Annotated in this window: 16 protein-coding genes and 1 pseudogene; 12 read left to right on the forward strand and 5 right to left on the reverse strand. The window is 42.1% G+C overall.

Annotation, left to right across the window (positions count from 1 at the left end; genetic code table 11):
• Positions 1–14 precede the first annotated feature (14 nt).
• The 4 genes from hoxU (at position 15) to EWV60_RS16080 (ending at position 2,225) form a co-directional block, all read left to right on the forward strand.
• Positions 15–731, forward strand: a complete 717-nt coding sequence (hoxU, locus tag EWV60_RS16065) for a bidirectional hydrogenase complex protein HoxU (RefSeq protein ID WP_002734546.1) — start codon at positions 15–17, stop codon at positions 729–731.
• 8 nt (positions 732–739) lie between these two features.
• On the forward strand, positions 740–1,135 hold the full coding sequence (locus EWV60_RS16070) for a hypothetical protein (protein ID WP_002731876.1): 396 nt from the start codon (positions 740–742) through the stop codon (positions 1,133–1,135).
• A gap of 2 nt (positions 1,136–1,137) precedes the next feature.
• Positions 1,138–1,599 carry a hypothetical protein gene (locus EWV60_RS16075; RefSeq protein ID WP_002732785.1) on the forward strand — a complete coding sequence of 154 codons (462 nt, stop codon included), beginning with the start codon at positions 1,138–1,140 and terminating at the stop codon, positions 1,597–1,599.
• Positions 1,600–1,676: 77 nt separating this feature from the next.
• Positions 1,677–2,225 carry an NADH-quinone oxidoreductase subunit B family protein gene (locus EWV60_RS16080; RefSeq protein WP_002733074.1) on the forward strand — a complete coding sequence of 183 codons (549 nt, stop codon included), beginning with the start codon at positions 1,677–1,679 and terminating at the stop codon, positions 2,223–2,225.
• Between the two features lie 478 nt (positions 2,226–2,703).
• Here EWV60_RS16080 and recG read toward each other — a convergent pair whose 3' ends face one another.
• Positions 2,704–5,172: an ATP-dependent DNA helicase RecG gene (recG, locus tag EWV60_RS16085; protein ID WP_287233314.1), complete on the reverse strand. Its 2,469-nt coding sequence runs from the start codon at positions 5,170–5,172 to the stop codon at positions 2,704–2,706.
• A 67-nt stretch (positions 5,173–5,239) separates the two neighbouring features.
• The gene (locus EWV60_RS16090) at positions 5,240–6,139 is read right to left on the reverse strand and encodes a hypothetical protein (protein ID WP_002752687.1); all 900 of its coding nucleotides are present in this window, start codon (positions 6,137–6,139) and stop codon (positions 5,240–5,242) included.
• Between the two features lie 77 nt (positions 6,140–6,216).
• On the opposite strand from EWV60_RS16090, the pseudogene EWV60_RS16095 reads away from it, so the two are divergent.
• From EWV60_RS16095 to EWV60_RS16120, 6 genes and pseudogenes are all read left to right on the forward strand, one after another.
• Positions 6,217–6,324, forward strand: a pseudogene (locus EWV60_RS16095) (Rpn family recombination-promoting nuclease/putative transposase); the annotation flags it as partial.
• A 138-nt stretch (positions 6,325–6,462) separates the two neighbouring features.
• Positions 6,463–7,533: a hydrogenase expression/formation protein HypE gene (hypE, locus tag EWV60_RS16100; protein ID WP_287233316.1), complete on the forward strand. Its 1,071-nt coding sequence runs from the start codon at positions 6,463–6,465 to the stop codon at positions 7,531–7,533.
• 152 nt (positions 7,534–7,685) lie between these two features.
• Positions 7,686–8,030: a hydrogenase maturation nickel metallochaperone HypA/HybF gene (locus EWV60_RS16105; protein ID WP_130757118.1), complete on the forward strand. Its 345-nt coding sequence runs from the start codon at positions 7,686–7,688 to the stop codon at positions 8,028–8,030.
• Complete coding sequence (gene hypB, locus EWV60_RS16110) at positions 8,021–8,863, forward strand: hydrogenase nickel incorporation protein HypB (RefSeq protein ID WP_130757117.1); 843 nt, start codon at positions 8,021–8,023, stop codon at positions 8,861–8,863. The genes EWV60_RS16105 and hypB overlap by 10 nt, the downstream gene beginning before the upstream one ends.
• 46 nt (positions 8,864–8,909) lie before the next feature.
• Complete coding sequence (locus tag EWV60_RS16115) at positions 8,910–9,308, forward strand: helix-turn-helix domain-containing protein (protein WP_130757116.1); 399 nt, start codon at positions 8,910–8,912, stop codon at positions 9,306–9,308.
• Positions 9,309–9,325: 17 nt separating this feature from the next.
• Complete coding sequence (locus tag EWV60_RS16120; protein WP_002732828.1) at positions 9,326–9,496, forward strand: DNA adenine methylase; 171 nt, start codon at positions 9,326–9,328, stop codon at positions 9,494–9,496.
• A gap of 211 nt (positions 9,497–9,707) precedes the next feature.
• Here the strand turns inward: EWV60_RS16120 and EWV60_RS16125 are convergent, their stop codons facing one another.
• On the reverse strand, positions 9,708–10,712 hold the full coding sequence (locus tag EWV60_RS16125) for a sulfate/molybdate ABC transporter ATP-binding protein (protein WP_130757115.1): 1,005 nt from the start codon (positions 10,710–10,712) through the stop codon (positions 9,708–9,710).
• 274 nt (positions 10,713–10,986) lie between these two features.
• Here EWV60_RS16125 and EWV60_RS16130 point away from each other — a divergent pair, with 274 nt between their 5' ends.
• Positions 10,987–11,784 (forward strand): sulfite exporter TauE/SafE family protein, encoded by a 798-nt coding sequence (locus EWV60_RS16130; protein ID WP_002794270.1) that lies wholly within the window; start codon positions 10,987–10,989, stop codon positions 11,782–11,784.
• A 10-nt stretch (positions 11,785–11,794) separates the two neighbouring features.
• Here EWV60_RS16130 and EWV60_RS16135 read toward each other — a convergent pair whose 3' ends face one another.
• Both EWV60_RS16135 and EWV60_RS16140 read right to left on the reverse strand, forming a co-directional pair.
• A complete protein-coding gene (locus EWV60_RS16135; protein ID WP_002734854.1) occupies positions 11,795–12,229 on the reverse strand; it encodes a YidH family protein in 435 nt (144 codons plus the stop codon).
• 132 nt (positions 12,230–12,361) lie between these two features.
• Positions 12,362–13,045 carry a cadmium resistance transporter gene (locus EWV60_RS16140; protein ID WP_287233322.1) on the reverse strand — a complete coding sequence of 228 codons (684 nt, stop codon included), beginning with the start codon at positions 13,043–13,045 and terminating at the stop codon, positions 12,362–12,364.
• Between the two features lie 147 nt (positions 13,046–13,192).
• Here EWV60_RS16140 and EWV60_RS16145 point away from each other — a divergent pair, with 147 nt between their 5' ends.
• On the forward strand, positions 13,193–14,113 hold the full coding sequence (locus EWV60_RS16145) for a LysR substrate-binding domain-containing protein (RefSeq protein WP_016514554.1): 921 nt from the start codon (positions 13,193–13,195) through the stop codon (positions 14,111–14,113).
• Positions 14,114–14,373 lie beyond the last annotated feature (260 nt).

Here is a 14,373-nt window from a genome sequence, read left to right on the forward strand (position 1 = left end):
GGAGAATAATTTTTATGTCCGTAATCACTTTAAGCATTGATGGTAAAGATGTAGCGATCGAAGCGGGTTCGCGAGTTCTCGCAGCCGCTAGTCAGGTAGGAATAAAAATTCCTGCCCTCTGTCATCTCGATGGGGTTTCCGAAGTGGCTGCCTGTCGCTTATGTTTGGTAGAAATTGAAGGTATTAATAAATTATTACCTGCCTGTGTAACGGAAGTGGCGGAAGGAATGGTGGTTCATACCGATACTCCAAAACTAAAAGAATATCGCCGCATGACAGTGGAATTATTATTCGCTGAAGGCAATCACGTTTGTGCGGTTTGTGTGGCTAATGGTAACTGTGAATTGCAAGATTTAGCCATCGAAGTGGGTATGGATCATAGTCGTTTTCCCTACCGTTTTCCCAAGCGAGAAGTGGATATTTCCCATCATCTTTTTGGTATCGATCATAATCGTTGTGTTCTCTGTACCCGTTGTGTGCGAGTCTGTGATGAAATTGAAGGGGCGCACGTTTGGGATCTGGCTTATCGCGGCGAAAAAGATAAAATTATCGCGGGAATGGATCAGCCTTGGGGCAGCGTTTCTGCCTGTACTTCCTGCGGCAAATGTGTTGCCGCTTGTCCAACGGGAGCCATATTCCGCAAGGGTTCCGCCGTTTCCGAAAAAGAGGAAGATCGATCAAAGTTGGAATTTTTAGTTAACGCCAGGACTGAACACCAATGGACGCGTTAAAGTAATCGATGGAGGGCGATAGTGATCGATGGGCGCATTTAGATATCTACGAGCAAAAATTAACCGCCAAGGTAAGGGAGGACTATGATCAGATTATGGGTAATAATCAAGATATCCTAGGGATTGCTGCCCAATACGAAATCTCGGAAATCGATATCCGACGCGCCAAGGATTACGCTTTTGGATCGGGAGTGTCTCGATATCAATTTTTTCCCGAAGGTTTAATGGTAGCAGCTTGGCGAAGACTCGCTGGCGCTCAAGGGAATAATCTTGATCGAATGTTTCTCAATCATGAAATCTACGAATCTGACTTAGTGATTAATCGAGGTTTTTCGCAGCAACAAGCGCATTTACTGGCACAAAAACAATATCCTTGGTCTGATTCAATTCAGCAAACGAGATAATTATGACCACATCACCCGAATCGCAATTTCTGCAAGCCCTAGAAATGTGTCAGTCTCTCTCCAATTTGACGGCGCAATTTTCTAGTATTCCTTGTCGGATAATTGAAATTTTGTCTGATGTCAGTCAAGAGCCTAGGGTTTTGTATTCGCTCTTAATTAAATATTCTAGAGAGGTGGATTCCGCTTTAGTTGCCCTAGATATTTATGCCAAAAGTGCTGATAATTGGCGAGTAAAAGATCGAGATCAAACCTGTTCTCTTGGTTTTGGAGTAAAAGACCATTGCACGATTTTAAGCTGTTTGCTCAATTTCGGCAAACGTCCTTTTTCTTTTATTTCCTATACGGGAAATTTTGCATCGGAGGCGATTATTTTTGAGCTACTTAAAGACTGGAAAAATCTAGATTTAGCCCCTTTCTTTGAGGAAAAAATGCAAGAGTTTATCCTGGAGGCAAAAATAGCTTAAAAGAGAATTTCTTTGCGTTTGATCCTTTTGATCAAATTGCAACTCAGCCAAAAAATACCAATCAAGGAATTAAAATTATGTCTAAAATTCGCTTCGCTACTGTCTGGTTAGCCGGTTGTTCGGGATGCCATATGTCCTTCCTCGATTTGGATGAATGGCTGTTAGAATTAGCCGAAAAAGTTGACGTGGTATATAGTCCCGTCGGCTGCGATCTGAAAACCTATCCAGAAAATGTCGATGTCTGTTTAGTGGAAGGAGCGATCGCTAATCAGGATAATTTAGAACTAATTCATCTAGTCCGTCAAAATACCAAAACCGTCGTTTCTTTTGGTGATTGCGCCGTGACTGCTAACGTTCCCGCTATGCGGAATATGTTAGGAACTGCCGATCCCGTGCTAAAAAGGGCTTATTTAGAGTTAGGAGATAACACCCCTCAACTACCAGAAGAACCCGGTATCGTTCCCGAATTATTAGATCAAGTGCTGCCGGTCCATCAAGTCATTCCCATCGATATTTTTATGCCGGGATGCCCCCCCGATGCGGACAGAATTCGCGAGACATTGATTCCGATTTTAAAAGGGGAATTACCGGTGATGGTAGGACGAGAAATGATTAAATTTGGTTAATTGAATCAGTTATCAGTTATCAGTTATCAGTTATCAGTTATAAGATTTGAGTTTTAAGTTTTGAATGAGCAGTATGTATTAAGTGAGCCTCATCAAATGCCAGTTTGCTGCTGTCTTTTCACTGATTATTGATTACTGTTTACTGATTACTGATTGGGTGCATCTCACATTTGTAGAAATACCGACAATCAGCAATTATCAGTGACTCCTAAATTATTACAGATGTGTCAGCAGCCGCGTGTAAGCATCTCACCGAAAAACTAATGCGCGGGGGGTTTGGGGGCGGCGCCACGCCCCCAACGGGGGGTTTGGGGGGTAGAACCCCCCAAAGGCTTGGATTGAGTGATAAAATCGAAAGTAATACGGCCCATCCGTTGAGTATGGGCTACATATCAAGAGAGGCACTCCTGCAAAACGGAGAATAAATAATCAGTTTTTAATAACTGGATTTAGTATTACTGATCACTGAACATCTAAATCAAGTTAAAATATCCGCTCCTAACATCCGTTGATATTTAGCTTCTAAAGCTTGTTTCAAATTGGGCAAAGTGATTAAATGGGGATCATCTAACATAATTTTTTCGGCGGCATCTCTTGCCAAAACTAACACCTCTTGATCCTCGACTAAACTAGCGAGGGCAAAATCTGGTAAACCCGATTGTCGTTGTCCTAAAACTTCTCCTGGACCGCGAAATCGCATATCCATTTCCGAGATAAAAAAGCCGTCTTGGGATTGTTCCAAAACCGTCAATCTTTGACGGGAATTAGCACTATTACTGCCACTTAAAAGTAAACAATAGGATTGATGGGAACCTCTGCCGACGCGCCCCCGTAATTGATGCAATTGTGAAAGGCCAAAACGTTCGGCATTTTCAATTAACATCACCGTGGCATTGGGAACATCCACCCCCACTTCAATAACCGTAGTTGAGACAATAATTTGCAGAATATTATCGCGAAAAGCTGTTAAGATTTCCTCTTTTTCGGCGGAACTCATGCGACCATGGAGTAAACCGATATTAAAATTGGGAAAAATCTTTTCTGATAAATTTTGATATTCTTCCACCGCAGCCCTCACATCTAATTTTTCCGATTCTTCAATCAAGGGAAAAATCACATAAGCTTGTCTGCCTTGGGCAATTTCACGGCGAATTAAATCATAGGCAGCCCTTCTTTGATTCCCATTTAAAGCGGTGGTTTGAATCGGTTGTCTGCCGGGGGGTAATTCGTCAATTTGACTCACATCTAAATCCCCATGTAAGGTTAAAGCTAAAGTACGGGGAATCGGTGTTGCTGTCATGGTTAAAACGTGGGGAGACTCTCCTTTGCTTAATAATCTTGCCCTTTGTTGTACCCCAAAGCGATGCTGTTCATCAATAACAACTAACCCCAATTTGCGGAAATTAACTGCATCTTGAATTAGGGCATGAGTTCCCACTAAAAGTGGTAATTCTCCTGTCTCTAATTGGGCGTGAATTTCTCGCCGTTTAGCGGTTTTTGTGGAACCAGTTAATAATTCTACGGGTAAATGTAAGAGATTAAACCAGCTAACTAACTTACGATAATGTTGTTCTGCTAAAACTTCCGTGGGAGCCATTAATGCTGCTTGATAACCGGATTGTAGAGCCGCTAAAATGGCATAAACTCCGACAATTGTTTTGCCAGAACCCACATCCCCCTGCACAAGACGATTCATCGGGGTGCTAGAATCTAAATCCTCTAAAATTTCCTCAATAACTCGTTTTTGAGCATTGGTTAATTGAAAGGGAATTATCTGATTAAATTGATCAATTAGTTGACCCTTAGCACTAAAAATAGCACTTTTCTGTGTCTGACGATACTGTTGCCGCCGCCGCAGAAAACCCAATTGTAAAAAGAAGAATTCATCAAAGACTAATCGCCGTCGCGCTTGACTGAGAATCTCGGAATTATTGGGAAAATGAATGTTAGTAATTGCTGTTTTTAAATCGATTAATCCGTATTGTTTTCTTAGACCGAAAGGTAGGGGGTCTTTTATCGCCTCTACTGCCCCAAAAGCGGCGACTACAGCCTTCCTAATTAGGTCGGCGGGTACTCCATCGGTGAGGGGATAAACCGGCAGGATACGCCCGATTTTTAAGGACTCAATACTTGCCCCAGAACTGTCTAATAATTCAAATTCAGGATTTTCTAAAGTTAACCCATATTTTCCCGCTTTGACTAAACCACTAACCGCCACCACAGAACCGACGGGATAGAGTTTTTTTTGTCCTTCTTGCCAAGCACGATTATTATAGCGAGTTCCCGCATAAAAACGGTTTAATTTTATCTGTCCAGTGCGATCCTGTAAGAGCAATTCAAAGATAGCTAACTTGGTATTTTTGGGGCTATTAAAACAATTACAGCGCTTGACATTCCCCACTAAAGTTACCGTTTCCCCCTCGGTTAAATTAGCGATATTGACTTGACGACTGTAATCCACATGATCCCGGGGATAATAATATAATAAATCTTCAACTTTGTGGAGGTTTAATCTTTCTAAAAGACTGGCTTTTCTCTCTCCCACTTCCGCTAGATATTTCAAGGGTTGTTCGAGGGTGACTTGCCGTGGAGAATTAGCCTTTGCCATGATAGGAATGGTATTAATAATTTTCGCTGCAGCTGGTTCTTTTGGGGTAGGGGTTGCTTCTAAAGTTTGCCGTAATTGTTGCAAAAAATTGCGAGTTTCGGTGACTAATTGTTGTCTTTGTCTGGGATTAAATTGGGAATATTGGGCAAATTTTTGGGCTAATTCTCGCCAGCGATTTCTCTCACTGGTGGCAATTCCCACGGGAGGATTATCCCCAAAACTAAGACACAAAAACTCGCTAAAACGGTATTGATTTCCCTGAAGATCGGGATAACCTTTTTCCGCTTCTATAGATAAGGCTTTTTGTAATCTCACCCAGTCGGGTATTTCTCCTTTCATAATTGCCTCTTGACTCCAAATTTTCCAGTATTATGTTTCCCTAATACCTCTGTTTGATTATAACTGATTAATCATACCAACTACTGCGCCACGCCGCTTCCGCTTGAGCAATAGTATATTCTTTGCGAAGGTGATAATATTGTTTACCTAGACGATTTAATTGTTCCCAAAGGGAGCGAATTTGATTTCTTTCGACACTTAAGCGCGTATCAGCAAATTCCAGTTCAGCCATTCGTAGATGAATTGCCGTTACTTTAGTGACTTTGCCACTTGAAAAATCATGATCATCCCCATCATCTTCATCTTCATCTTCATCTTTTTCTTCCTCTGGTTCAGGGTTTTTAGCTTCTACTAAAATGTTTAACATATTATTTCCTCCACCTAGGGATTGTCCCTCTTCTCCCGCTTGAATTGCCATATCGATAATTTGACTAGGTAGATAAGGGGGAAGAATATAAGCTTTTTGTAGTTGCTGATTAATTTGTTTGGAGAGATGATTGAGAATCTCGATACAGTTTTTTTCCAGCACTCGACAACAATAAAGTAAAATATCGGGGTTATTAATCTCTCCAGTTGCGGCTATATTTTCCGGTTTGTTTAGAAAAAGTTTTAAGAAATCTGGGGTATTTTTCGTCTCTGCTGGACTTTTAGAGAATCCTACCCCTGAAAATGTCCCTCGATCGAAGCTCTGCTCGCCCAATTGCTGTAAACTGGCTTTAGCCTCTTGTCCTAGAGCTTTGATCTCCTCTTGTAGTTTCTGACGATTGCTGTGGGAGAGAGCCAGAAATTCCCCCCCATAGTAACGGGTACAGATATAATACACTGCCCCGATCGCCTGTTTATAGAGAGATTCACCAAGTAAATCAAGATAAATTCGGTATTTTTCTCGCATTCTTTCGGCTAAATTTGCCACTTCCGTTTCTATGTTCTTTAAATCTTGTTGTAGCTTGTTCAGTCTTCCAGTCATAGAAATTTCACCGAGAGAGAAGTTAGCGATCGGCGAATTCTATTATAGCGACTTACTGTCAGCTATAGCACCCTGACCAGGGGAAGATACTCGGACGAAAAGAAGGTAAACTGGAATCTGTGCCGCGTTTATTGGCTTTAGGTTTAACGGTAGAACAAATTGCTCAAGTTTTGGACTTAACTTGAGAAAAAGTGCCAGAAATATCAGAAACCCATGAAGATAATCTATCAGTAGGCTATGACACCGTTTCTGATCAAGATAAAGTGTAACCTAATTTGCTATCGACCAGCGACTCGCCAAAATAAAAACTTCCTACCTCACCTATGACTAGCACTCCTTCAGCTTCTTTAAGATTAAAAAAAACAAAAATTACCGACACAAATATCACTCTCTCCCATGGCAGCGGTGGCAGAGCAATGCGGGATTTAATTAACGAAATATTCGTTAATAACTTCGATAATAATCTACTGGCAACCCTTGAAGATCAAGCCCGATTTGAGATTAAAGATTTGGCTAAAATAGGCAATCGCTTGGCATTTACCACCGATTCCTATGTGGTTTCTCCCCTATTCTTTCCTGGGGGTGATATTGGCAGTTTAGCAGTCAATGGAACCGTTAATGATTTGGCTGTCGGTGGGGCAATTCCTCTCTATCTCAGTTGTAGTTTTATCCTCGAAGAAGGTTTATCTATCGACACCCTAAAAACCATCGTTACGAGCATGAAAATAGCCGCCGAAAAAGCAGCGGTAAAAATCGTCACCGGGGATACAAAAGTCGTTCCCAAGGGACAAGGGGATCAAATATTTATTAATACCTCTGGAGTCGGAGTAATTCCAGCCGGAATCAATTCTGGGGCGAATAATTTACAAGTTGGCGATCGCATTTTGCTGAACGGTTTTCTGGGGGATCACGGTGCCGCCATTCTGATTGCCAGGGGCGAATTAGACCTACAATGCACAATCGAAAGCGATTGTCAAGCCCTGAATTCTTTAATTTCTGCAATTCTGGCCGTTTGCCCGCAAGTTAAAGCGATGCGGGATGCCACTAGAGGCGGATTAGCCACGGTTTTAAACGAATTTGCCCAAAGTTCAGGGGTGGGAATACAGGTACAGGAAACGGCGATCCCCATCCGGGAAGAAGTGCGAGGAATGTGCGAATTATTGGGCTTAGAACCGCTTTATCTGGCAAACGAGGGTAAATTAGTCCTTGTCGTCCCTCCGGAGGCGGAAAATCGCGTTTTAGCAGTGATGCGTTCCCATCCTGACGGTAAAAATGCCGCTTCTATCGGGGAAGTCGTCGCTTCCCCCCCCAATTTAGTTTACTTAAAAACCCCTTTCGGCACTAACAGAATTCTCGATATGTTAGTCGGTGAACAATTACCGAGAATATGTTAATTAGACAGAAGACAGTTTTAAAGGAAAAAGTGAAACCTAAAAAAACAGATAGTTGGGGTTTTGGGGTTTTAGTTGAAATTTCCCTGCTCTCTTCTCCCTGATAACTGATAACTGATAACTGATCACTGATAACTGATCACTGATAACTGAAAATGCACGAACTAGGAATCACCCAAAATATTATCGAACTTGCCTTAGAACATTCCCGAGGAATGAAAGTTAAGCGCGTGGTGTTAGAGATTGGTAAACTAACGGCAATTATGCCAGAATCGATCGCTTTTTGTTTTGATACCTGTTGTCAAGGTACTAATATAGAGGGGGCAATGTTAGAGATTCTGGAAATTTCTGGTTTAGGACAGTGCCAAGATTGCGAAAATAAGCTAGAACTAGAATATCCCTACGGAATCTGCGATCGATGTGGTAGTCGCAATATAATCATTTTACAGGGTCAAGAATTAAATCTTAAATCGTTGGAGACAGAATCCTTATGTGTGTAACCTGTGGTTGTTCTGATAACTCGGAAGTAACGGTAACTAATCCGCAAACGGGAACCCATGAACATATTTTAGCCGATGGTACTGTTATTAGTCATAGCCATCATGCTCACGATCATGCTCACGATCATGCTCACGCTCACGATCATGAGCATCCCCATCATCCTGCGGAAATTCACGCTCAAATTCATGGTAACATTCTCCAAGTTGAGCAAAATCTGCTGGCAAAAAACAATCTATTAGCGGCACAAAATCGCGGTTGGTTGAAGGGTAGAAAAACTGTTGCTCTTAATCTGGTTTCTTCCCCCGGTTCGGGAAAAACTACCCTGTTAACTCGCACAATTTCCGATTTAAAAACCGCTATTCCTATCAGTGTGATTGAGGGAGATCAAGCTACAGCTAATGATGCTCAAAAAATTAGTGAAACCGGTTGTCAGGTTATCCAAATTAACACCGGAACAGGTTGTCATTTAGAAGCATCAATGGTAGAGAGAGGATTAATCGAACTCGATCCACCGATGAATTCTTTAGTCATGATCGAAAATGTTGGTAATCTAGTTTGTCCTGCTTTATTTGATTTAGGAGAAAATGCCAAAGTCGTCATTCTTTCCGTCACCGAAGGGGAAGATAAACCGATTAAATATCCCTATATGTTCCACGCTTCTCAAGTCATGATCTTGACAAAAATAGACCTACTGCCCTATGTTAATTTTAACCTCGATCGCTGTTTAGATTACGCCTATCAGGTTAATCCCAATCTGAAAGTTTTTCAAGTTTCCGCTACCACAGGAGAAGGTTTAGATGCTTGGTACGGTTGGTTAAAATCGCTGGTTTAAGTTAAGTAGTAACACACCCAAAAAGTTCAGTCTAACCGAAAGAAAAATGACCCTAGCACTTGATGACAATATTTATAATCAACTGTTGACTAAATTTCAACCCAAGATCATTGAAAATGAAGAAGAATATGAGCAAGCTCGTCATCTTCTCCTTAATCTAATTAGTAAACAGGAGCGACTACCAGAAGAAACCGCGATGGTTAAATTAATGGCGACAATTATTAAGGATTTTGATGCCAAACAACCTCAACCCGAACCAGCTTCACCCCAGGAAGTATTATTACACTTAATGTCAGCTAACAACAGGAAACAAGCTGATTTAGTTGGTAAAATTGGTTCTAAGGGTGTGGTTTCAGAAATTGTTAATGGCAAGCGATCTATTAGTAAAGCTCAAGGTGAAATTTTAGGAGAGATTTTCAATGTTTCCCCCGGTGTATTCATTTAATTATCTATTAGTTGTTAATGAAAACAACCGTCATTGTTCCCCCGATTAAATGTCAAGGTATCAAAACTAAACTGGTATCATCGACCAAAAGTTTAGCGGATCAGCAAAACTTTGATCGCTGGATAGAACCCTTTTGTGGTCTGGGGTTAGTAGCTTTTAATTTACAACCCAAAAAGGCCTTATACTAAATCTAGTTATTAAAAGCTGATTATCTATTGCCTGTCCTGATGTGTAGCCTATACTCAACGGATTTAGTATTATTTGCATAAGACTCCTAAGGGTGTGTAGGGACATGATGCGAAGCTACTAGCAGCCGTGTGCATTCATGACCCTACACCTATTAGGACCTTTAATGTTGACGATTTTATTCGAGTCAGGTGCTAACAATAAGGCTGACTTTTAGGCAAAAACGCGAGCATCCCGAGGACGAACATAAACTTGCTCCCCGACTTTGAGATGCAGTTGAGCCAGTTGTTCTCGATTCAGATGGGCAATCAGGAGAGAGCGATCCGGTAGAATTAATTCCACATCGATGGCCCAACCCAGATGGATAATGCGCTCGACTTTTGCCTCAATGCTAGACCCATTGGGAGAAGAGAGAATTTCTAGGTCGTGGGGACGAATAAAAATCTTGACTCCGTTAGTACCCCCCCCAAGCTGCTCGAACAGTGCAGCCGAGGTTGGTGGTACAACATTCACCCGGCCGATAAAACTCATCACAAAAGCAGAGGCAGGATGATCGTACACTCGATCGGGAGTTCCCACCTGTTCGATTTTACCCTCATTGAAAATTACGATCTCGTCGGCCACTTCCATGGCTTCCTCTTGGTCGTGGGTGACGAAAACACTGGTGACATGGACTTCCTCGTGTAACTGTCGCAACCAAATCCGTAGCTCTTTTCTAACTTTGGCATCCAGGGCCCCAAAAGGCTCATCTAATAATAATACTTCCGGTTCCACCGCTAAGGCCCGGGCCAGGGCAACCCGTTGACGTTGACCCCCGGATAGTTGGGCCGGATAGCGATCGCCTAATCCCTGCAATTGAATTAAACTCAAGAGATTGTCCACTCGTTTTTGAATATAGTTCGGGGTAGCTTTGCGAATATTTAAACCGAAAGCGATATTCTGACGCACCGTCAGGTGTTTAAAAAGCGCATAATGCTGAAAAACAAAGCCAATATTCCTTTTTCTGACGTTTAAATGGGTTGTGTCTTTGCCGTTGATGATAATTTTGCCTGTGTCGGGGGGTTCTAATCCTGCGATCGCTCTCAGGAGAGTAGTTTTTCCTGAACCAGACGGCCCCAGCAGTGCCACCAGACGATTCGATTTGATCTCTAGATTGATGTTGTCTAAAGCGGTAAAGGTGCCGAATTTTTTCGATACTTGCTCGATGATGATACTCACGGTGGCTAATCCTCTGGCAAAAAATGTATAGGGTTTGACCGTATTTTAACCATGATTTAATCGCAGTCGTATTAAAATACAATTACATTTTACAAGATAGCAAGAAAATTAAGTTTCGATTCGGGAGATTACTGGTTATAAACGGAGACTAAAAAGATTAAACAGCGATAAAAGCTTACTATTACTCTTTTTTACTTTTTTAAAGGCTTAATTAACTAATTTTGTCTCTTAACCACCAGAAACGCACCGGAGAAAAGAGACGACTGAGGCAAAAATGGACTATTCTTTATTGGCAATATTTAGCTTTTTTATCGGAATTATCGTGGGATTAACGGGAATTGGTGGTTCATCCTTGATTACACCCCTATTGATCTTTGTATTTCAGGTTCCCGCTACCACCGCAGTGGGTTCCGATGTGGTGGCGGCCGGGTTGATGAAAGTGGTCGGCACCGTTCGTCACTGGCAACAGCAAACGATCGAGTTAGAGGTGGTAAAATGGCTGGTAATTGGCAGTGTACCCGGTTCTCTGTTAGGATTAGTCGGTTTTCGCTATTTTCAGCAGAATAGCTCCCTCAATCTCGATCAATGGCTGCCCCATATCATCGGTCTTGTCTTGATGATCGTGACTGTCCTAGCAGCCCTAGAACTACTAATCTCCTTGTTTTTTCCCGATTTGTCCCCTTGGTCCTGGCCAAAATTAGATTTAACCACTCGCTCCGGTCAGATAAAAACAACGATATTAGGGGCAGTTTTAGGCTATTTGGTCGGTTTAACCAGTATTTCCAGTGGTTCCTTGTTTGCATTGGTCTTGATGACCTTTTTTCAGCTTGATTCTCGCAAATTAGTCGGTACAGATCTATCGCAAGCGTCCATCCTCTTAACCTGTACTTCCATCGGTCATCTGGGATTAGGAACGGTAGATTGGAATCTGGTACTTCCCATCTGGTTAGGTGGGATACCGGGGGTAGTAGTGGGAGCAAGATTATCGGAATATTTCCCCAAAAATGCCCTAAAAATACTGCTTTATACGGTTCTAGTCACGGTCAGTTGGCGCTTACTCCAACCCACCTAATCCCCAGAGTTTACTCGAAAGTCATCATACTACCGATCAACAGATCGGGACTGGTGGCGACAAAATAGATAATTCCCGCACCGAGAATGACGATCGCTAAACTAAATAGTACCACCCATCGATCGGCTGGTTCGTAGGTATCTTCATCTATATCTCGTCTGACTGTAAAATAATGGGCTGTGGTCAAAAATACGGTCAATAAACCCACTAAAGCAAACATTAAGCCTAATTTCCAGCCATAACCTGGCCGGGGAACTAGGGGAGGATGAAAGGCCCGTAAACGCAGAATAACCATACCAAAACCCATTAATGCGATCGCCGTTCGCATCCAAGACAGATAGGTGCGTTCATTGGCCAGATGATCGCGGACTCGATTGGGATTGACTTTTTTCGGTTTAATGCTGGTCTTGCTTTCCGTCACTGGTGATTTGAGAAAAAATAACATGATCGAGATGACTGGGGGTCCGTTTCAAGGGGAGCACTTGAGAAGATGATGTTATTCTATGGCACTTGAGTTATAGATGGTATGGAAAAAATCTAAAATCTCTTTTTAAATGTATTTGTATTGAATCAAAAATTAAATAGATTCTGCTTGCTGCTGGAAAAGCGCCCATCCATAGCTTAAGGATAGGGCCAAGAAAGCGAGGGGAAGACTTTCCTTGATTATAAATACACCCAAACCGATCAGTACACAGGGGACAAAGTGGCTGCCGTGACTGGTAATTAAATTAGCGATCGCCGGTAATTTAGTCAACTGATGAGCAGTAAAACACCAAACACCCACCAAGATGAGAAAAACGCTGACGATAGTGACTAAATTTGGCCAGGTATTACTAGCGAACAGCGGCAGATAAATGCCGATATTATCGCTGCCATTGGCGATGGTAATTGCCGCCACAGCGCCGGTTTGAGGGGAAAACCAGGCCGCCAAAGGAGAAGAAGGTGCTGATTCTACAGTCACCTCCAGATGATTATCCGTCTCGGTTTCCTCTCGCTGCCAGAGACTCCGAATCCCGAAAATCACGGGTAACAGACCGAGAAAACGAATCCACTGAGTCGGAATTAAGAAACTCCCGAAAAAGCCAGTTAAACTCGCCAAAATCAGCAGGATAAAGCCTAAATACTGACCGATAACGATATGACGACGGCGAAAAAGTTTATTGACCTGGGTAAAAAGAATCGTCAAAATCAGGATGTCATCGAGATTAGTGGCAATAAAGGCCGCTATTGCTGTAGATATGGCAGTAATCATGGTAGTCATAGGATTTTTTTCTTAATCGGCTCTTCTGGTCTCGATCGCCCTACTTCCACTCTAGAAAGAGCTATTAATAAAATCAAATATTCTTTCTTGTTGATTTAATAAATTAAAATGATGGAAAGACCAATAGAGACGGAAAAACTCCTTGCCATGGCCAGAATGACCCTAGATCAACTGGAAATCTTTCTAGCGACTGCCGAACATCTCCACTTCACCAAAGCAGCAGAAGCTTTATATATCACCCAACCGGCCGTCAGTGCCGCCATTGCCTCCCTAGAAAGTGAATACGGGGTGAAATTATTCCATCGCGTCGGTCGTCATATCGAGATCACGGAAACAGGACGTTTACTGCAATTAGAAGCGCAACGCATTCTTACCCAGGTAACTTTGACAGAAAGGGGATTGGCGGAATTTAACGACTTGCAACGGGGAGAACTACAATTAGGATCGAGTTTGACTATTGGTAACTATTGGCTGCCAGCAAAAATTAGCGATTTTCAGGAGCGCTATCCGGCAATTAAGATCAACTGCACCCTAGCTAATACGGAAGAAATCTGTCTGGGTACGGCTAACGGACGTTTTGACTTAGCATTAATCGAGGGAGAAGTCAAGAGTGATTTAACAAATTGTTTAGAACAGGAGATCGTCAGCAGCGATCGCCTATTAATTATTGTCGGACGTTCTCATCCCTGGTATAAAAGAGAAGCGATCGAATTGCCGGAATTAGTGGAAACCCCTTGGGTAATGCGAGAATCGGGATCGGGAACTCAACAAAGATTCGAGGAAGCGCTACGGAATTGGAGTATCGATTTACGCACATTAAAGGTGACTTTGCTGTTAAATACTGGAGAAATGGTGAAAGCGATTATCGAGAATAGTTCGGCAGCTGCCGGCATTTCCGAATTGATGGTTCAAAAGGAATTACAATTAGGCACATTGCGATCAATTCGAGTCATCGATACTTCCGGTTTATCCCCTCGCTATCTCGAATTTACGCGCCCTTTTTTAAAAATAAAACACCGTCAGCGCTTTCAACCCCGCATCTGTCAAGTTTTCGAGCAGATGTTGTAATCTGATAGCAATCACCAAAAATTAACCTGAGCAAAAATAAAGCTATGTAGGGGAAATTATTTTTTGTTAAAAAAGAGAGATTATAAGTAAGTAGTTATAATTAAATTAAAGATAGATTTTGCCTCTGATCCCCCCTTAGTCCCCCCTTAATAAGCTATCCATTAGTCAGATCTTTCTTAACAAAAAGAGAAGAAACTTAAAAAAAGGGGAAACGATTGATAGGTATAGTTTTGAAAGAAGGAATTAAGGTGGAGGTAAGC

This window comes from Microcystis sp. Msp_OC_L_20101000_S702 (genome assembly GCF_007095705.1).
Classification (GTDB): Bacteria; Cyanobacteriota; Cyanobacteriia; order Cyanobacteriales; family Microcystaceae; genus Microcystis; species Microcystis ichthyoblabe_A.